The organism is Streptomyces incanus (assembly GCF_042656345.1).
Lineage (GTDB): Bacteria > Actinomycetota > Actinomycetes > Streptomycetales > Streptomycetaceae > Streptomyces > Streptomyces incanus.
On sequence record NZ_JBHSPC010000039.1, the window covers coordinates 5,615 to 24,384 of the forward strand.

17 protein-coding genes and 1 other RNA gene are annotated in these 18,770 nt (G+C 71.7%); 4 read left to right on the top strand and 14 right to left on the bottom strand.

Annotated features, from left to right (window positions below):
* The 5 genes from ACFP2V_RS15945 to ACFP2V_RS15965 form a co-directional block, all read right to left on the bottom strand.
* A partial coding sequence (locus tag ACFP2V_RS15945; protein ID WP_381211853.1) for an anti-sigma factor family protein occupies nt 1-359 on the bottom strand: 359 nt, incomplete at its 3' end.
* A complete protein-coding gene (locus ACFP2V_RS15950) occupies nt 359-955 on the bottom strand; it encodes a sigma-70 family RNA polymerase sigma factor (protein WP_079040643.1) in 597 nt (198 codons plus the stop codon). The genes ACFP2V_RS15950 and ACFP2V_RS15945, both read right to left, overlap by 1 nt.
* Nucleotides 956-1,278: 323 nt before the next feature.
* The gene (locus ACFP2V_RS15955; RefSeq protein ID WP_381211857.1) at nt 1,279-1,875 is read right to left on the bottom strand and encodes a CGNR zinc finger domain-containing protein; all 597 of its coding nucleotides are present in this window, start codon (nt 1,873-1,875) and stop codon (nt 1,279-1,281) included.
* A 489-nt stretch (nt 1,876-2,364) separates the two neighbouring features.
* On the bottom strand, nt 2,365-3,576 hold the full coding sequence (locus tag ACFP2V_RS15960) for a uroporphyrinogen-III synthase (RefSeq protein ID WP_381211860.1): 1,212 nt from the start codon (nt 3,574-3,576) through the stop codon (nt 2,365-2,367).
* 197 nt (nt 3,577-3,773) lie between these two features.
* Nucleotides 3,774-4,232, bottom strand: a complete 459-nt coding sequence (locus ACFP2V_RS15965; protein WP_381211863.1) for an ATP-binding protein — start codon at nt 4,230-4,232, stop codon at nt 3,774-3,776.
* 226 nt (nt 4,233-4,458) lie between these two features.
* On the opposite strand from ACFP2V_RS15965, the gene ACFP2V_RS15970 reads away from it, so the two are divergent.
* Together ACFP2V_RS15970 and ACFP2V_RS15975 are read left to right on the top strand one after the other, a co-directional pair.
* Nucleotides 4,459-5,313, top strand: a complete 855-nt coding sequence (locus tag ACFP2V_RS15970) for a helix-turn-helix domain-containing protein (RefSeq protein WP_381211866.1) — start codon at nt 4,459-4,461, stop codon at nt 5,311-5,313.
* A gap of 11 nt (nt 5,314-5,324) precedes the next feature.
* Nucleotides 5,325-5,528, top strand: a complete 204-nt coding sequence (locus ACFP2V_RS15975) for a DUF397 domain-containing protein (RefSeq protein WP_381211869.1) — start codon at nt 5,325-5,327, stop codon at nt 5,526-5,528.
* A gap of 470 nt (nt 5,529-5,998) precedes the next feature.
* Here the strand turns inward: ACFP2V_RS15975 and ACFP2V_RS15980 are convergent, their stop codons facing one another.
* The 4 genes from ACFP2V_RS15980 to ACFP2V_RS15995 all read right to left on the bottom strand — a co-directional run bounded on the left by ACFP2V_RS15980 (nt 5,999) and on the right by ACFP2V_RS15995 (nt 12,163).
* Nucleotides 5,999-7,339 (bottom strand): acyltransferase family protein, encoded by a 1,341-nt coding sequence (locus ACFP2V_RS15980; RefSeq protein WP_381211872.1) that lies wholly within the window; start codon nt 7,337-7,339, stop codon nt 5,999-6,001.
* Nucleotides 7,336-9,534, bottom strand: coding sequence for a bifunctional polysaccharide deacetylase/glycosyltransferase family 2 protein (locus tag ACFP2V_RS15985; RefSeq protein WP_381211875.1), 2,199 nt, complete (start codon nt 9,532-9,534; stop codon nt 7,336-7,338). Before ACFP2V_RS15985 ends, ACFP2V_RS15980 begins: the two co-directional genes overlap by 4 nt.
* Complete coding sequence (locus ACFP2V_RS15990; protein ID WP_381211878.1) at nt 9,534-11,012, bottom strand: hypothetical protein; 1,479 nt, start codon at nt 11,010-11,012, stop codon at nt 9,534-9,536. The genes ACFP2V_RS15985 and ACFP2V_RS15990 overlap by 1 nt, the downstream gene beginning before the upstream one ends.
* Before the next feature lie 182 nt (nt 11,013-11,194).
* On the bottom strand, nt 11,195-12,163 hold the full coding sequence (locus tag ACFP2V_RS15995; RefSeq protein ID WP_381211881.1) for a LysR family transcriptional regulator: 969 nt from the start codon (nt 12,161-12,163) through the stop codon (nt 11,195-11,197).
* Nucleotides 12,164-12,246: 83 nt separating this feature from the next.
* Between ACFP2V_RS15995 and ACFP2V_RS16000 the strand changes: the two genes are divergently transcribed.
* Both ACFP2V_RS16000 and ACFP2V_RS16005 read left to right on the top strand, forming a co-directional pair.
* Nucleotides 12,247-13,635 carry an MFS transporter gene (locus tag ACFP2V_RS16000; RefSeq protein ID WP_381211884.1) on the top strand — a complete coding sequence of 463 codons (1,389 nt, stop codon included), beginning with the start codon at nt 12,247-12,249 and terminating at the stop codon, nt 13,633-13,635.
* Between the two features lie 285 nt (nt 13,636-13,920).
* Nucleotides 13,921-14,928: a LacI family DNA-binding transcriptional regulator gene (locus tag ACFP2V_RS16005; protein ID WP_381211887.1), complete on the top strand. Its 1,008-nt coding sequence runs from the start codon at nt 13,921-13,923 to the stop codon at nt 14,926-14,928.
* A 21-nt stretch (nt 14,929-14,949) separates the two neighbouring features.
* Here the strand turns inward: ACFP2V_RS16005 and ACFP2V_RS16010 are convergent, their stop codons facing one another.
* The 5 genes from ACFP2V_RS16010 to ftsX form a co-directional block, all read right to left on the bottom strand.
* On the bottom strand, nt 14,950-15,219 hold the full coding sequence (locus tag ACFP2V_RS16010) for a hypothetical protein (RefSeq protein WP_381211890.1): 270 nt from the start codon (nt 15,217-15,219) through the stop codon (nt 14,950-14,952).
* Nucleotides 15,220-15,439: 220 nt separating this feature from the next.
* Nucleotides 15,440-15,842: a transfer-messenger RNA gene (gene ssrA, locus ACFP2V_RS16015) on the bottom strand.
* Nucleotides 15,843-16,004: 162 nt separating this feature from the next.
* Nucleotides 16,005-16,484 (bottom strand): SsrA-binding protein SmpB, encoded by a 480-nt coding sequence (gene smpB / locus ACFP2V_RS16020; protein ID WP_381211893.1) that lies wholly within the window; start codon nt 16,482-16,484, stop codon nt 16,005-16,007.
* A 113-nt stretch (nt 16,485-16,597) separates the two neighbouring features.
* Complete coding sequence (locus ACFP2V_RS16025; protein WP_381211896.1) at nt 16,598-17,761, bottom strand: S41 family peptidase; 1,164 nt, start codon at nt 17,759-17,761, stop codon at nt 16,598-16,600.
* A gap of 67 nt (nt 17,762-17,828) precedes the next feature.
* The gene (gene ftsX / locus ACFP2V_RS16030; RefSeq protein WP_381211899.1) at nt 17,829-18,746 is read right to left on the bottom strand and encodes a permease-like cell division protein FtsX; all 918 of its coding nucleotides are present in this window, start codon (nt 18,744-18,746) and stop codon (nt 17,829-17,831) included.
* Nucleotides 18,747-18,770: the final 24 nt, after the last annotated feature.

The window sequence follows — 18,770 nt, forward strand, 5'->3', positions numbered from 1 at the left end:
ACCATGTAGAAGTTGCGGCGGCGCTTCTTGGCGCGGCGCTCGGCGACCTCGTCGACCAGCTTCTCCACCACGCGCGGCGCCGGCTTGGCCGACAGCGACTCACCGAGCGACGGCGTCGTGCCGGTGCCGGGCAGGTCCGCGAGGGCGGCCAGCATCGGTTCCATACCGGCGAGTTCGTCGAGCTGCTGGGCGCACCACTCGCAGCCGGCGAGGTGCGACTCGAACGTGGTGGCCTCGGCATCGTCGAGGATGCCGAGGGCGTAGGCACCGACGGTCTCGTGCTCGTTCGGCACCGGTGATCCCTGCATGGCACCAGACATACCCGTACCGCCCGCTCCGAATCCCCCGTACACGCTCATCACGCCGTCACCCCCCGCTCCTCCAGTGCCAGCTTCATCGAACGCAGGGCGTAGAACACCCTGGAGCGCACCGTGCCGCTGGGTATCCCGAGGGTCTCGGCCGCCTCGTTCACGGTACGTCCCTTGAAATACGTCTCGACCAGGACCTCCCGGTGGGCAGGGGTCAGGTCGTCGAGTGCGTCCGACAGCGTCATCAGCCACAGCGCCTTGTCGATCTCGTCCTCCGCGGGGATGACCTCCAGCGGCGACGGATCGACCTCCTGCGGCCGGGCCTGCCGGCTGCGGTGGCCGTCGATGACGATGCGCCGGGCGACCGTCACCAGCCAGGGGCGTACCGATCCGGTCGCCCGATTGAGCTGACCGGCGTTCTTCCAGGCACGGATGAGCGTCTCCTGCACGACGTCCTCGGCTCGCTGCCGGTCTCCGGCGACCAGCCGCAGGACGTACGCGAGCAAAGGCCCGGCGTGCTCTCGATACAGCGCACGCATCAACTCCTCGTCAGGTTCGTTCGACGAGTACGACGAGGACGAAGACATGCGATGTCGGGCCCTCGCTCCACGTTCATTGGCCACGGCCGCATCCTTGCGCACGCCCACCTCCGGTGTCCCGGGGATCCCCCCGTCGGTCGCTCGACATCGGGTACGGACGCGATGCGTTGGGTGTTCAACGGGAGGCGCCGGTTTTCTGGGGGACGAGGTGAAGACCGGGACATGGGAGCACATTTCCCCCGCCTTTCCTTCACATTTCCGCCACGGACCGACGACGAGCCGGGTTGCCCATGCCGACCGCAAGGCAAACCGGGCGTGAGTGAAGTCACTTGAGCACTTGAGGGGCGGCACGCGCCGGGAAACGGCGAAAGAGGTGACGCAAGCCGCATACAGGACAGCCGAGTTGAGTACGCCCGCGAGGTGAGGCCGGGTCAGGCGCGGGTGAGGGCGGCGGCCCTGCGGCGGTGGCGTGCCACGCGCTCGCGGTTTCCGCAGACCTCGCTGGAGCACCAGCGCCTGCGGCGGCCCCGCGAGGTGTCCAGGTACACGATCGGGCAGTTGTCGCCCTCGCACTGCCGCAGGCACGCGCGCGCGAGCGGGTCGGTGAGCAGGTCCACGGCGTCCCGGGCGATCACCGCGAGCAGCGCGGCGCAGCCGGGCGGCGCCTCCAACCGCCGCACCAGCGCCCCGTCGTCCCCGGGGACCGCGCGCGGCGCCGGGGGCGCGGCGCGGGCGATCTCGTTGACGCGGGCGAGCGCGAGGTCGTACGCGGCACTGCCGGGCGCCGGCCGGCCGTGCACCAGACGGGCGAGGTGGCCGCGCAGTTCACGGAAGGCGGCCGGCCAGGCGCCGTCGGCGTGGGTCAGCGGGGTGCCGGCCGGGACGAGTCCGGAGCCGGTGATCCAGGCGCTCAGCACGTCGACGGAGCCGAGCCGTTCCTCGGGATGCGTGGTCGCGAGGAGATCCAGACAGATCCGCCCGGTGTCGAACCGCAGCTCGTGGGGCGCCGTGACCGTACCCAGTGCCATGTGCCTGTCACCGCCTAGGGTTCGCCCCGGTCGCGTGGGGGCCGGTGCGATGCGAGTGAGGAATCTGTTCCGGGAATCCGCTCCCTCTACAGTGCCTGCCCGCTCCTCCACCCGGAACCCCTTGGGCACCCCCCCGGTCCCGGAACGGACCTCGCCCCCGTGCTGCCCGCGTCCCGGGACGGCCCCGGCCCCAGCACGGAGCCTTCGTCCCAGGGCCCGATGCGGGTCCCGACCGAGGCCGCTCCAAGTCCCGATCCGAACCCCGCCCCTGTATGCCCCACCCGGCCTCGCACGCGGCGCCGCGCCGGCCGGTCCGTTCAGCCTGAATCCACCGACGAAAACCGGACCCGAGCAGCCTTCATCCAGGTCAGCGGCCCCATCGAGCTGTTCCGCTCCTTCACCTCTCGAGTGAAGATCGACTACTGCCCGAAGGGCTGGTCGACCTGGGAGGACGCAGTCTGCCCTCCATGGTCGTCGGTGGATCCAGATTCAGGCGTCCCCGTCCTCCGCGTCCGCCTGGGGTTCCAGAGCCAGGCGGTAGCCGCGTTCGACGACCGTCAGGATCAGCCCGGGCGTGCCGAGGGCGGCGCGCAGGCGGGCCATCGCGGTCTCCACCGCGTGTTCGTCGCGGTCGGTGCCCGGCAGCGCGCGCAGCAGGTCCGCGCGGGCGACGACCCGGCCGGGGCGGCGGGCCAGCACCCGCAGCAGCGACATCCCCGCGGGCGGTACGGGGCGCAGCTCGCCGTCCACCATGACGGCGTGCCCGCGGATCTCCACCCGGTGCCCAGCGACCGGCAGCGAGCGGGCCCGGCCGGGCAGTTCCCGGCAGAGCAGCTGGACGAGGGGGCCGAGCCGGAAGCGCTCCGGCTGGACGGTGTCGACGCCCCGGGCCTGCAACGGCAGCGCGGTGACCGGGCCGACGCAGGCGGGCAGGACGTCGTGTCCGAAGGCGGCGAGGACGTCGTCGAGCAGGCCGCGCTCACCGGCGCGGGACAGCAGGGACGCGGCGGCGGGCGCGCTGGTGAAGGTGACCGCGTCCAGGGTCCGGGCGACGACGGCGTCCAGCAGCCGGTCGACGGGGGCGATGTCCTCCGGCGGCATCCACCGGTAGACGGGCACTCCCACCACGTCCGCCCCTGCGGCCCGCAGCGACTCCACGAACCCGGGCAGCGGTTCGCCGTGCAGCTGGAGGGCGATCCGCAGCCCGTCGACGCCCTCCTCCAGGAGCCGGTCGAGGACCTCGGCCATCGACTCCGACGACGGCGACCACTCCTCCCTCAGCCCGGCGGCCCGGATCGCGCCCTTGACCTTCGGTCCGCGGGCCAGGATCCGCGCCCCGCGCAGCCGCGCCAGCAGATCGTCGCCGAGCCCCCAGCCGTCGGCGGCCTCCACCCAGCCCCGGAAGCCGATCGCCGTGGTGGCGACCGCGATGTCCGGGGCCTGTCCGATGATCTCCTTGGTGGCGGCCAGCAGTTCGCTGTCGTCGGCGAGTCGCACGATCCGCAGCGCGGGGGCGTGCAGGACGGCACCGCCGCGCCGCTGGATCAGCGCGCCCAGCTCGTCGGCCCGGCGCGCGGCGGTCACGCCCACGGTGAAGCCCGCGAGCGGCCCGTGGCCGGGGGTCTGCTCCGTGGGCAGTTCCGTAGGCGGCTCCGGAGGCGGCTCCGTGGACCGGTCGGGTTGCTGCTGTTCGTCGCGCATGGTTCTCGTCCCGCTCTCGTCCCGCACTCGAGTCGGTGTGCTGCATTCGGTGGGTGCTGCGTTCGGCGTGCCGCCTGAGGCACGGCTCGTCCGCACCCGCCCCTCGGCCGCCTTGTTCGCTTCCGCAACACGGGCAGTTTTCCACGGGAGGGCGCCGACGCGGTAGCGCGGCCGGAGCCCTTGACCGGCCCCGGCCGTCACCCGGCGCTCCGCCGCCCGCCCACCTCGAACCACAGCAGCTTCCCCGCGCTCCGCCCCAGCACGCCGTCACCGAGCGCCCACCCGCCCCAGGAATCCGCATACTCCTGCACGAGGCGCAGCCCGCGCCCGGATTCGGCATCCGTCGGGACGGGTGGGACGGAGTTCCCGGGCGCCTCGCTGAAGGGGGCAGGAATGTACGGGTGGCTGTCCCACACACCGACCCTCAACCGGCCGTCGCTCAAGCAGGTGAGCCGCAGCGACGCGGGGCCCTTGGTGTGCCGGTACGCGTTGGTGACCAACTCGGACGTCAACAGCTCCACCGCGTCGACGACGTCCCGCATGTCGTGCCCACCGAGCGCCGCCCGCACCGTCATACGTGCGACGTGTACGGCGCGAGGGTCATGGGGCAGTCGGAGGGCGTACATCCAGGGTGGGGACGGGGCTACGGTGACCATGAACGACTCCAGGGAATAGAGGGGAACTCGGATCACTCGTCCATGACCGCGCCAAGCGGTGGCAGTGCCTTGGTGGGTGCGCTTCCGGCTGACGAACGCGGCATATGAGCGGTGCCGCTACGATAAAAGCGGAAGGGGAGATGAATCTTCCATTCTAGGGAGATTCACCTTCAATTAGCTCGTGTGAGGTACATGAGAGCCGCTTCGCGGCCCGGACGGAGACACCTTGCCGCCCACCAACAACCCCAACCTGCGCCAACGGCGACTCGGCATCGAGCTGCGCAAACTCCGCGAAAGGGCGGGGTTCACGGTGACCCAGGCCGCCACGCACCTGGGCGTCAACCAAGGGCGTGTGAGCATGATCGAAACGGGTCGCAGCTCCGTAAGCGCCGATCTCGTACGCGGGATGGCGTCTGCGTACGACTGTTCCGACGAGGCCCTGATCGTCACGCTGGCCGCGATGACCGGACGCCGGTCCCGCGGCTGGTGGGAGGAGTACCGCGAACACCTGCCCGCCGCGTTGGTCGACCTGGCCGAGCTGGAGCATCACGCCACCGCACTGCGCGTCGCCCTGGTGATCCACATCCCGGCGCTGCTACAGACCACCGATCACGCCCGCGCCCTCTTCCGGGCAGTGGTGCCGCCCATGCGGCAGTACGAGATCGAGCACCGCCTCACCCATCGCATCAAGCGACAGGGCATCCTGCACCGAGAGAGCCCGCCTCCCTACTCGGCGATCATCCACGAGTCGGCCCTGCGCATGGGCTTCGGCGGCCCCGTCGTGACTCGCGGCCAGCTCACGCACCTGCTCGGCATGGGCGAAATGCCCCACGTCACCATCCGTGTGATCCCGTTCGGCACGGGCTACTTCCCGAGCACCGGCCAGTCCTTCGACTACGTCGCGGGCGCTGTACCGCAGCTCGACACCGTCCAACTGGACACCCACCACGGGGGCTGCGGATTTCTGGACGCGGAGGCACAGTTGACCAAGTACCGCGCCGTACTGGACCACATGACGTCCTGCGCGCTCGGCCCTGCCGAGTCACGCGACTTCATCCACAACCTCATCCGAGAAGCCTGAGAAGGAACGCCGTGCAGACCGTCCGTTGGCAGAAGTCCACTTACAGCGGGGACAGCTCGAACTGCGTCGAGATAGCCGCCGCCCCGGCCACCATCCTCATACGCGACTCGAAGGACGCAGCCGGACCCCGGCTCGGCCTCTCCCGTGCTACGTGGGCCACCTTCATCGTGTACGCCAAGGAGATCGGGGCCGGTAGCGCTGCTCGGCGGGCGTGAGACCGAGTGACGGGGTATCGGGCCTTGTTGGGGATGGTCTGCTGATTGTGCCGGCGCTCTCCGTGACCGCCTGAGGGGAAGCGGCCTCGCCGTGCGGTGCCGGGACAGGCCGTCCGTGCCCTGGGCGTGACACGTCATCCCCAAAGCGTGAGCATTTCGACTACGGCTGTCCTCACGTTGCTCATTTGAGCGCCGGTGTGTCATTGGGCTGTCGACTGTTCACGCTTTTCGGCAAGGTACCCGCCTCCGGCCCCGCAGCGTCGGGACCGTCTGCCGAAAGCGGTGACTCCGGCAGGTGAGGCAGGTCCTGCTAAAACACCACACCCAGGCCCTGCTCTGCCTCGCCCGGCGCAGGGCGGGCGGGCAAGGTTTCTCGGGGGGGGCGCTGCCCGACGTGGACTTGGACCGCATGCCTCCCACCCTCGTCAACGCTGCCATCGAAAAGCCGAGCCCCGAAAAAAGAGTCGTCGTCAGCCCCGGTGGGCGGCGCGGCTTCCGGACTGCTTGCCCGCGGAGCGCTTCGCGCCGTTCGGCCACAGGCGTGGGCTCCGTTTCGCCGCGAGGTCCTCGACCCAGCCGACCGCGAGCACCGCCAGGCCGATGAGCGGCCAGATCAGGGCGAACATCCAGAGCGTGTACGTGCTGTCGAGGGCGCCCATCGCACGCTCGCTCTGCATGAACGGGAGCCGGTACAGCAGGTCGATGATCGGGACCGTCGCCATGATCAGCATGTTGTGCCACAGGTAGATGGTGACCGCCCGGTTGTTGGAGAGGGTCACCAGCTTGTCCCACTGCGCCAGGCGTCCCGGGAGTTGCTGCCAGGACGGGGAGTACTGGAGCAGGATCACGACGAAGCCGAACGACCAGGCGGCCTGGGCCAGCGGGATGTCGTTGAGGTCCCAGCCGTCGGGGCCCAGGTGGTTCGACGCCCACCACAGGCCGAAGGCCATCACCAGTGACGCGCAGGAGACCGAGACGTAGCGCGGGATCTTCTTCAGCATGCCGTCGTTGTGGGCGAAGCCCAGCACCCAGCAACCGCCGTAGACCGCGAAGTCGGTGACCGCGTTGCCCGTTTCGCCGGGGATCGTCACCAGGCCCGTGCCGACGATCGCCGTCAGGCCCAGCGGGGCGAGCAGGGTCGGCCAGGGCGCCCGGCGGAACGCCCACAGCAGCAGCGGCGACGCGATCACGAACCACAGGTAGGCGCGCAGGTACCACAGCGGGCCCGCGGCCTGCACCGCCCAGGTCTCGTCCAGCAGGCCCGACGCGGAGCCGAGCTGCCAGGGGTAGGGCGGGGCCCCGATCGGGACGATGTAGTTGAACAGCCCGATCAGGCCCCAGGTGTCACCGTGGTCCGGGTCCTTCGCCGGGTTCCAGCCCTGCGCGAACATCAGCGCCAGCACGACCACGCCGAACGCCCACATGGGCGGCAGGAGACGGCGGACCCGGCTGCGGATCACGCTCGCCGCCGGACGCTTCAGTGAACGCGCCATCAGCGAACCGGCCAGCGCGAACATCACGCCCATCGACGGGAACAGCACCGTCATCCAGGCCCAGCCGAACAGGTGGTAGACCACGACGCGGACCAGGGCGATGGAGCGCAGCAGGTCGAGGTACCGGTCACGGCCCGGTTTCCCGGGGGCGGCGGCCGGGGCGGCGGGGTCCGGTACGGGTGCGGGCTCGGTCGTGCGCTGCCGCGGGACGGCGGACTGCATCCCCGGGGCCCCGTTCGCGTCCCCGGCGTGCGCGGCTCCGTACGGGCCGGCCGACTCCGGGCCAGGACCCGTACCTGTCGTGTATCCATGGGTCATGCCACGGGCCTCCGATCATCGCTGCTCTGCGCACGTGGGCCGGGCACGGAGCCGCCGGGCGCCTCGACGACGCCGGTGCGCCGCAGTTTCTGCCAGCGCAGGCGGCCGCCGGTGAGCGCGGTGATCCAGGACTGGAGCAGCACGACGTACATGAGCTGGCGGTAGAGGATCTGCTGCAGCGGCAGCGAGATGAGATGGGTCATGCGTTCGCGGTCGAGGCGGAAGGCGAAGGCCGCGCAGACCGCCTGGACGGCCAGGACACCCAGCCACGCCATGATCGTCTTCTGGGTCGGGCCGAAGACTATGCCGTAGAGCAGGAAGACGTCGATCAGCGGGGCCAGCAGCGGGGCCACGATCATGAACAGGGAGACGAAGGGCAGGCCCACGCGGCCGAAGCGGCCCGAGTGCCCCTTCTCGATCACTGCGCGGCGGTGCTTCCAGATGGCCTGCATGGTGCCGTACGACCAGCGGTAGCGCTGGGACCACAGCTGCTGGACGGTCTCCGGGGCCTCGGTCCAGGCGCGGGCGTTCTCGGCGTAGACCACGCGCCAGCCGGCGCGGTGCAGCGCCATGGTGACGTCGGTGTCCTCGGCGAGCGTGTCGTCGCTCATGCCGCCGATCGGGACCAGGGCCGAGCGGCGGAAGGCGCCGACGGCCCCCGGGATGGTCGGCATGCAGCCGAGGATGTCGTACATGCGGCGGTCCAGGTTGAAGCCCATCACGTACTCGATGTGCTGCCAGGCGCCGATGAGGCTGTCCTTGTTGCCGACCTTGGCGTTGCCCGCCACGGCTCCCACCTTCGGGTCGCCGAAGGGCTGGACGAGTTCGCGGACGGTGGACGGCTCGAAGACCGTGTCGCCGTCCATCATCACGACGATGTCGTACCGGGCGTTGGCCAGGCCCCGGTTGAGCGCTGCCGGTTTGCCCGCGTTGAGCTGGCGGATCACCCGGACGTTGGGCAGGTTCATGGCCTCGACGATGCGGGCCGTGCCGTCGTCGGAACCGTCGTCGATGACCAGGACCTCGATCGGGTGATCGCTGTCCATCAGGGAGCGGACGGTGTTCTCGATGCACTTGGCCTCGTTGTAGGCCGGGACCAGCACGGTCACCGGTTCGGTGACCGGTGGGCCCCAGCCGAAGCCCCGGCGGCGCACCCGGCGGGCGTGGACGCCGGAGAGGAGGAGCATCAGCACGAAGCGGCCGATGACCAGGGTGCCGACGATCGCCAGGCCCACCGCCAGGCCGCTGGTGACCTTCTCCGAGGCATGGACCAGGAAGACCCACGCCTTGCCCTTCCACAGCTCGGAGCCGGCCACCGGGCTCATCGCACTGGGCGCGTCCAGGGCCTCGGTGAGGTTGTCGAACTCGTAGCCCTGCTTCTTCAGGTCGGGCAGGAAGCGGTCCAGGGCCGTGACGGTCTGGCTGCGGTCACCGCCGGAGTCGTGCATCAGGACGATGGCGCCCTCACCGTTCTTCGGCGTGGCACGGCGGATGATCTCGTCGACGCCGGGCCGCTGCCAGTCCTCGCTGTCGGTGTTGTTGACGACGGTGATGTAGCCGAGGCTGCCGATGTACTCGGTGACCGGCCAGGACTTGTTGTCCATGGCGTCGGAGAAGGAGGAGTACGGCGGGCGGAAGAGGGAGGTGCGGACGCCGGCCGCGCCGGTGATCGCCAGCTGGTTCTGCGACAGCTCCCAGTCGATGCGTTCCTTGGACTGGAGGGAGAGGTCGGGGTGGTTGAAGGTGTGCAGGCCGAGTTCGTGGCCCTCGTCGACCATGCGCTGGACGAGGTCCGGGTAGCGGGAGGCCATGGTGCCGGTGACGAAGAAGACGGCGTGCGCGTCGTGCTTCTTCAGCACGTCCAGCACGCGCGGCGTCCAGACCGGGTCCGGGCCGTCGTCGAAGGTGAGGACCATCCGGCGGTCGGGCACGCTCAGGCTCTCGGTGCGGCCGCCACGGGCGTCGATGACCGGGCCGCCCTCGAGGATCTTCTCCGGCACCTTGTCGGTGGGGGCGGGCGCCTGGACGCGGTGGTCGGCGAGGATCTCGCTGTGCGTGTATCCGCGCAGCATGAGCATCGCCGCCAGGGCGACGAGGACGAGCAGCGGAAGCAGCAGGCGCAAGGGCAGACGGCGACGCCGGGAGCCGCCTCGGGCTCTGGTCGCGGGCCCGGGGCGGCGGGAGTGGGATGCCATCAGAGAACGTGCTCCGGGGACGGTTCGGCGGGGGCGGTGGACGGGGCCGGCTGTGCGGCGGGGTTCTCGGCGGCCACGGGCGGCGCTCCGACGGGCGCCTGGGCGACGTTGCCGGTACCCGCGGGTTCCTCGTCGCCGGGGTCCTCCCCGGCGGGCGGCGTGGTCGGATCGGTGCCGGTGCCGCCGGACGGGGTCGTCGGGTCGGCGGGCACCGAGGCGGCCGGGGGGGCGGCCGGAGCGGTCGTCGTGGGACCGCCGGCGCCGGTGCCCGGCCCCGGGGTGGCCCGGGTCGGCGTCGACGACGGGCCGGTGGTCTCGCCGGAGCCCCCCTCGGGGACGGTCACGCCGCCCGCGGGGAGGCCGGCGCCGGACGAGGGAAGGGGGTCGGCGTCACCGGCGGTCGGCTCGGCGCCCGGGGCCGGGTCGGTACCGGAGCCGGGCGACGCGTCCGGCTCGGCGGGCCGCGGCGAGGTCTCGACCTTCCCGGCGGGCTGTTCCTCCTCCTGGCCCGGTACGGGGACCCAGGGGGCGTTGGAGTTGCCGGACAGCAGCGTGGCGACGATCACGATGGCGTACGCGGCGCAGGCCAGGCCGACGGCCAGGCCGATCCGGCGGTAGAGGCGGCTGCGGCGGCCGGACTCGTCGACGAACACGGGTCCGTCGGCGACGTCGGGGTTACCGGCGCGGTGCTTGCCCGGCGTTGCGCGCAGCACGCCGTCGCCGAACTGCACGGCGTCGAGCTGGACCGTCACCTCGTGCGGGTCGTGGGTGTGCTCGGTGGTGTCGGCGTCCGCGCCTGCGGCGGGGATGGTCCTGGTGGGCTCGGGTGCGGCGGGGACGGGCGTGGTGGGCGCGGCTGCGACAGGGGGGAGCACGGACGTCTCGGCGCCCTCCTGCCAGGGGTCGCGCAGGGCGGGGCGGGGCGGCCGGGGGGTCCCGGGGGCCTGGGCGGAGAGGCGTGCGGTGAAGCCGGTGGAACCGGCGGAGGGGGGCGCGGGGGTGGTGAGGGGCTTGATCCGGAGGGCCCTGGTCTCCTCGGGGTCCTCGGAAGCCGCCGGGGGCTCCGGAGCCGTCCGCCACGTCGGGGCGGGTCTCTTTGCCCTGTCCTGCCTGCTCGCGTTCTCCGGCCCGCGCTGTGCGGGCATCCTGCTCATGCCGCCCGGTGCCGGCACCTTGCTCGTGCCGCCGGGTGGTGGCGTTGCGCTCATCGTGGCCTTTGTGTCGTCCGGGGCGACCCTGTCATCCAGGTCGGCCCGGTCATTCAGGTCGGCCCGGTCGGCCGGGCCGGCCGCGCGGGGTGCGGTCCTCGCCGCGGTGACGTCGTTCGCCTCGGCGGTGCGGCCGGGCACGACTCGGGAGAACCACGCTCCGTGGTCGGCGGCAGAACTGCCGGAGGCAGACCGGTCGTCCTCGACCAGGTCGACTTCGTCCTCGGTCTCGGACCGATCAGGTTGGGCGTCTTCTCGCCACTGTTCCACGCGCACGCTTCTTCCCCCCACGGGACTGTTCCGGGTGCGCGTACGGCCCGAGCACTCGCCGCCGGAAGTGGGCCCCCACCCTCTCCGAGCGCCCCGTCTATCACACCGTGCTCAAGCATCGAATGTAGCGCACGCGAAGGTTCCGTGTTCGCCGGGAGGGGATTCGTATCAATTGCGAGACATCAGGGAGAACTCATGACATCAAGATCACTGTCCGAAACCCATCCGTTCGCGGGCCGGCACAACCAGCCCTCCTCTGCGGCCATATCGGACGCAGCCCGGCGAAGTCCCTCCAGAGCGGGGTGAATCAGCCCTTTTCGCCACACCAGTGACACAGGTGACAGCGGAACGGGGTCGACCAGCGGACGCAGCACCATCGAGGGCAGCGGCGGGAAGTCCACCACGGCGAGGACCGGATGACCCGTGCGGGCCATGATCCGCTGGAACTCCTCGTCCCCGACGGCCAGGGGCACGGGCGGCGCGACGTCGATGCCCCGCCCCTCGAACAACAGCCCCGCGAGGTCGGTCCACTCCGGTGTGCGCGGATTGCCCGCCCCGGCGTACACCGCCTCGCCGGCCAGCGCGTCGAGCGGCACCTCCGCCAGGGCGGCCAGCCGGTGGCCCTCGGGGAGGATCACCGCCATCGGCTCGTACCGTACGGGCTGCTGGTCGAGCCCGGCCTTCAGCACCGCGGGGAGCCCCGCGAACCGCCCGAACGACGCGTCGAGCCGCCCCGCGGTCAACTCGCCCGCGGCCCAGGTCAGTCCGCTCTCGTAGCGGGCCATCAGCTCGTGGCCGGGGCCGAGTTCGCGGGCCCGGTGCAGGACCCGGCGCCCGGTGGCCAGTCCCGGGGAGTTGAGGTCCACCAGCAGCGGCCGGGTCCGTCCGGCGGCGGCGAGCAGGTCGTCCTGCGCCGCCAGGGCCCGGCGGGCGTACGGCAGCAGGCGTTCGCCGTCGGGGGTGAGCGTCACCTGGCGGGTGGTCCGGACGAACAGCTCGCTGCCCAGCTCCCGTTCCAGCCGCCGTACGTCGCGGCTGAGCGCCTGCTGGGCGACGTAGAGGCGCATCGCCGCGCGGGTGAAGTGCAGTTCCTCGGCGACGGTGACGAAGGCGCGCAGGAGGCGGGGGTCGAGGTGGGCGGGGGCGGGCATCCCGTGAACCTACAACGCGGATGCGTGAATCGGTACCGGGAAGGTGTTGGACCGGTGCCGCGGGCACGGGCGACGGTGAGTGCATGCCGCAACCGACCTTCCACAGGCGCCCTCCGACCTCCCGGAACACCCCCCTGTTCACCGTCACCGCCGACGCCCTGGTCGCCGTCGACTTCTCGCCACGCGGGCGGACGGACAGCGATCGCGGCCGGGTGGAGGGCCCGTACCGCCGCCTCTTCGCGCTGCCCGGCGCCCGCGCGTTCACGGCCTGGAATCTTCTCGCCCGGCTGCCGATGGGCATGTTCAGCGTGAGCGCGGTCATGATGATCGCCGCGACGCGGGGTTCGTACGCCCTGGCCGGCATGGTCGTCGCGACCGGACTCGCGGTGACCGCGGTGGCCGCTCCGTGGATCGCGCGGCTGGTCGACCGGTACGGGCAGGCCCGCATCGCCCTGCCCGCCACGGTGTTCGCCGTGCTCGGCCTGCTCGCACTGCTGCTCTGCGTGCGCCACGGCGCCCCGGACTGGGTCCTGTTCGCCGCCTACGCCGCCACCGCCACGACACCGAACACCGGCGGGATGTCCCGGGCCCGCTGGGCACACCTGCTGAGCTCCCGCACCGGGGAACCGGGGGACGACCCGCAGGCCGCCGCCGAGGCCCTGCACACCGCGAACTCCTTCGAGCAGGCCGCGGACGAGTTCTGCTACATGCTCGGCCCGGTGCTCGCGGCCTTCCTGTGCACAGCGCTCTTCCCGGAGGCGGGCACGCTGGTGGGGGCGGTACTGCTGCTGACGGGCGTGACGCTGTTCACCGCCCAGCGCTCCACCGAGCCGCCGGCCGGACGCCACGCGCCGGGCGGCCGGGCGCCCCTCCGGGCGCCCGGGATGCGCCCGTTGCTCGCCGTCTGTCTCGCGACCGGCGCGGTGTTCGGCGCGATGGAGGTCGTCACGATCGCGTTCGCGGACGCCCAGGGACACCGCCCGGCGGCCGGCGTGGTGCTCGCCCTCCAGGCTGCCGGCTCCTTCGCGGCGGGGCTCGCGTACGGGGCGATGCGCCCGGCGGGGTCCGCGTGGTCCCGGCTGCCGTGGTGTCTGGCCGCCATGACCGCGCTGATGGTGCTGCCGCTGCTCGCGGCGTCCCTCACCGGCTCGCTCGTCCTGCTGGCGGGCACACTCCTGCTGGCCGGCATGGCCACGGCGCCGACGATGGTCACGGCGATCACCCTGGTCCAGCACCGCACCCCCGAGGGCCGGCTGAACGAGGGCATGACCCTCGCGGTGACCGGCCTGCTCGGCGGGATCGCCTGCGGCAGCGCGGCGGGCGGCTGGACGGTCGAGCACGTCTCGGCCGCGGCCGGGTACGGGGTCCCGGTGACGGCGGCCGCGACGGCTCTGCTGACCGCCCTCGTCCTGCTCGGCCCGTGGAGCCCTCGTCCGCCGGGGACACCGGGTTCGACCCACTTGGGCGGCTGAGACCGGCCTGCCCGGACGGCCGAGGCCAGCCCGCCCGGCCCGCCCGGACAACCGAGCCCGGCCCGCTCGGGCGGCTGAGACCGGCTGCTCCCCCTCCCCCGGATCACCTGCTGTTCCACCCCTTCGGCCCCGTTTCACCCCTGTCCGCGGTTCGGCGCGTCGAACCGCTCCGCCGATTCCCGCGCGCCCCATTGACGGCCCCACGGCCCGCACATACCTTCACCCGTCGAAGCGCTTCGACTGCTCTCCCGGTTGTCGGTGAAGGACCCCCGATAAGGACCCCCGATGGTGAAGATCACGGATGTGGCCCGGCGCGCCGGGGTCTCCCCCAGCACGGTGTCGTACGCGCTCAGCGGCAAGCGGCCGATCTCCGACGAGACCCGGCGCCGCGTCCAGGCCGCCGTCCGCGAGCTGGGCTACCGCACGCACGTCCGTACCCACGGCGCGGCCGGCGCCGGATCGCGGGTGCTGGCACTGGCGGTGCCGATGCGCTCCGGCGTCCATGTGCCGGTGGTGACGCAGTTCGCGGTGTCGGTGGTCACCGCCGCCCGCGCCCACGACCACGACGTGCTACTGCTCACCCAGGGGGAGGGCGGGGAGGGGATCGGACGGATCGCGGAGGCGGGTCTGGCGGACGCCGTGGTGGTGATGGACGTACAGCTCCAGGACCCCCGGCTGCCGTTACTGCGCTCGCTGCCCCTGCCGTCCGTGCTGATCGGCGTCCCCGCCGAGCCGGACGGGCTGACGTGCGTGGACCTGGACTTCGGTGCGGCGGGCGAGCTGTGCGTGGACCATCTGGCCCGGCTCGGGCACCGGACGGTGGCGCTGGTCGGCTCACCGCCGGAGGTGTATGTCCGGCGCACGGCGTTCGCGCGGCGGCTCGTGCAGGGCTTCACCGCCGCCGCGGACCGGCACCGGATCGGGTCCACGGTGCACCCGTGCGGGACGGGCCGGGGCGCGGCCCGCGCGATCGCCGAGCGGCTGCTGCGCGAGCAGCCCGCGCTGACCGGGGTGGTGGTGCACAACGAGCCGCTGCTCGACCCGCTGATCGACGCCTTCGAGGAACTCGGGGTGCGCATCCCCGACGACCTCTCCCTCACCGCCGTCTGCCCGACACCGGTCGCCGCCTCGGCCCGTATCCCGGTCACCTCGGTCACCATGCCGTCCACCGAGCTGGGCACCCGCGCGGTGCACCTTTTGATACGGAAGCTGTCCGGCGCCCCCGTACCGCAGGCCACGCTGCTGCCGCCCCGCCTGACCGAACGCGCCAGCACGGGCCCGCGCCCGTGCTGACCCGCCCGGCCCGCGGGCCGCTCAGCCGAGCCCCCGGGCCGACCCGAGCCGGTGGGCGGCGCACAGGTTCACGTCCGGGAAGTACGCCCCGGCCGTCCCGCACTGCCCGCCGGCGCCCCCGGGGCGACGGGCCGGCCGTGCCCCATGCCGGTGACGGCGTAGGTCTCGACCACCGCTTTCCCACCCGGCCCCCCGGAACACCTGGTGCGGATACCCGGCGACGGTGTCGCTCACGTCGGCCGTCCGGTCGGCGCCGTGCACCTCGGTCCACTGCTCCACGAGGTCGGTCATGCCGGCGGACTTCACCGTGTGGTCGGCCGTGCCGTGCAGAACCGTCAGCGCCGGCCAGGGTCCGGCGTATCCGGGCCGCGCGGCGCGCCACCCGGTCGCCCCACTGCTCGGGGGCCTGGGAGGCCCGACGTACCTGCACACGTACGGCGATCCGGCGGCCTGAGCGCAACATGACACAGGCCCCGCCGCTGATGCGACGGGGCCTGGGCCCACATGGGGTAAGTGGAGATGGCGGGAATCGAACCCGCGTCCAACGGTGCAGAATCAGGGCTTCTCCGTGTGCAGTCCGCTGTGCTTTTCTCAGCCCCGGAGATCACGCGGACAAGTCTCCGACGGGCTCAGTCACTGTTGGATTTCCCTCTTCACCCCGTGACCGGGATCAAGGTTTAGTTCCCTAAATGATGCCAGGAACCGGGTCGGGAACACCCCCGGGCTGACACTCCCTTTGGTAGGGGAGCCGCTGCTCGCTACCTGAAGATCAGGCAGCGAGGGCGAGCTCGCCCTGGGAGATGGATCGCTTGGAATTGGCGATTATTTTTTCGGCCTGTGGTTTACGAGATCATGGCCGCTTCCTCGACACGCTTCCCCTGCTTCGACAGCCGCTGTCGAAACCGATCATCCCCATGTTTTTTTCTCAAGGTACGCACCCGCTGTGAGGTGCTACCGCCATCGTACGTGACCAACGCGGGTCGGTGCCAGCGTATTCCCGCGCGACGGCTCCGAGGGCTCCGGGGGCTCCGGGGGCTCCGGGGGCTCCGGGGCGGCCGGGAACCGCTCGGACAGGCCTAGGCCTGCTGCTTGCGGCGGACCGCCGAGATCGCCCGGTCGGTCTCGCGCCGGTCCTGCTTCTCGCGGAGCGTCTGGCGCTTGTCGTACTCCTTCTTGCCCTTCGCCAGCGCGATCTCCACCTTCGCGCGGCCGTCCTTGAAGTACAGGGCGAGCGGCACGATGGTGTGTCCCGTCTCCTGGGACTTGGACTCCAGCTTGTCGATCTCCTCGCGGTGCAGCAGCAGCTTGCGCTTGCGCCGCGCGCTGTGGTTGGTCCAGGTGCCCTGGCTGTACTCGGGGACGTGCACGTTGTGCAGCCACGCCTCGTTGCCGTCGAGCTGGACGAAGCCGTCCACCAGCGACGCCCTGCCCTGGCGCAGCGACTTCACCTCGGTCCCGGTGAGGACCAGGCCGGCCTCGTAGGTGTCGATGATGAGGTAGTCGTGCCGCGCCTTCTTGTTCTGCGCGATCAGCTTGCGCCCTTTTTCCTTAGCCATAGTGCCGCCCATTTTGGCACTACGGAGGGGGTCGACGGAAAGCCGGTTTCCGGGGGCGGGACGGCGGGGACCGCGGCGGGCGGCTCTCCGCCGGGCGCGCGGTCCGGGCCGCGCTACCGGCCGAGTCCGGTCAGGACCGTGCCCGCCTGCTGGAGCGCCTGTTCCTCGGCCTCCAGGTCGGGGGTGATGCCCCGGTCGTCGACGCCCCGGCCGGACGGGGTGCGGTAGTGGCCCACGGTCAGTTCGGCGACCGAGCCGTCCGGCAGCCGGGCGGGCATCTGGACCGAGCCCTTGCCGAAGGTGCGGGAGCCCACGACGACCGCCCTTCCGCGGTCCTGGAGGGCGCCGGTGAGCAGTTCGGCCGCGCTCATCGTCCCGCCGTCGACGAGCGCGACCAGGGGTCTGAGGGTGTCGCCGCCGGGCTCGGCGTGCAGGGCGCGCTGCTCGCCCTCGACGTCGTACGTGGCGACCAGGCCGCCGTCGAGGAAGGCGGAGGCCGCGGTGACCGCCTCGGCGACCAGGCCACCGGAGTTGCCGCGCAGGTCGAGGACGATGCCCGTGCCGGCCGGGGCCTCCCGCACGGCGGCCCGGACCTCGTCGCCGGAACCCTTGGTGAAGGCGGCGACCTTGACGACGGTGATCCCACCGGGGAGTCCGTCGACGGTGACGGTGTCGCGGGAGAGCCGGGCCCGGCGCAGGGTCTCGCTCCAGGTGCGCGTACCGCGCTCCAGGCCGAGGCGGACGGTGGTGCCGGCGGATTCGTCGGTGTCGTCACCGCGCAGTAAGGAGACGACCTCGGTGACGGGCCGCCCGTCGACCGTCGCGCCGTCGACGCTGCGCAGCCGGTCGCCCGCGCGGATACCGGCGTCGGCGGCAGGGGTGTCGCTGCCCACCTTGGTCACCTCGATGCGGCCGGACCGTTCCCGGGCCCACAGACCCACGCCGGTGTATCGGCCGTCGAGGGCGTCCACGAACTCCTCGTACTCGCCCGGGGAGTAGACGGCGCCCCACCGGTCCCCGCTGCGGCTGACGGCGCGCTGCGCGGCCTCCACGGGGGACGTGCCGGCGGCCATGGCCGCCTTCGCCGCCTCGGCGACCTCGGCATGGTGGTCGAGGGGGGCGGCCGACGGGGCGCTGCCCGCGGCGGGCTTCCGGTCGGCCGGCCCGGGCAGGTTGCCGGTGACCGCGCCGGCTACGAGCACGCCGGTGAACACCAAGGTCAGGGCGCCCCCTCGACGGATCCGACGGGGTTCGCGGAACAGGGCACGACCTGACATGCCGGTGAGTCTAGGACAACGCGAAGGGGCGCACGGCCGGTTGACCGTACGCCCCTCTTGGCAAGGGTCACACCTTCAGGTACTTGCGCAGCGCGAAGAAAGCGGCCAGGGCCGGCATCAGCAGACTGGTGGCGAGAATCAGCGGAAGCTTCGTCAGCACCGCGTCCCAGCCGATGAAGTTGATCAGGTTCAGCTTCTCCGACAGCGCCAGTCCGTCGTCGATGATGAAGTACCGGCCGACCAGCAGGAATCCGCAGGCGAGGGTGCCGCCGATGAGTCCGGCGACCGCGGCCTCGGCGATGAAGGGCGCCTGGATGTAGAAGCCCGAGGCACCGACCAGCCGCATGATCCCGGTCTCGCGCCGCCGGCTGAACGCCGAGACGCGCACCGTGTTGACGATCAGCATGAGGGCGACGACCAGCATGAGCGCCATCACCGCGCGGGCGGCCCAGTTCATGCCGTTCAGCAGCCCGAAGAGGTTGTCCAGGATGCCCTTCTGGTCCTGCACGGACTGCACTCCGTCACGCCCGTCGAAGGCGGTCGCGACGACCTGGTACTTCTCCGGGTCCTTGAGCTTGATGCGGTACGACTCCTGCATCTGGTCCGGCGTGAGGGAGCTGGCCAGCGGGGAGTCGCCGAACTGCTCCTTGTAGTGCTTGTACGCCGCGTCCTGGGACTCGTAGGTGACCGAGTCGACGACCGACATCTTCTCCAGGTCGTCCTTGATCTGCCCCTTCTGGTCCTCGGTCACCGCCCCCTTGGCACAGTTGGGGTCGGACGTGGCGTCGCTCTTGTTGCACAGGAAGACGGAGACGTTGACCTTGTCGTACCAGTAGCCCTTCATACTGGTGACCTGGTCGCTCATCAGGAGCGAGGCACCGAACAGGGCGAGCGACAGGGCGACGGAGACGACGACGGCGAAGGTCATCGTCAGATTGCGGCGGAGACCGACACCGATCTCCGACAGAACGAACTGGGCGCGCATGGCGTGGGGTTAAGCCTTTCCGTT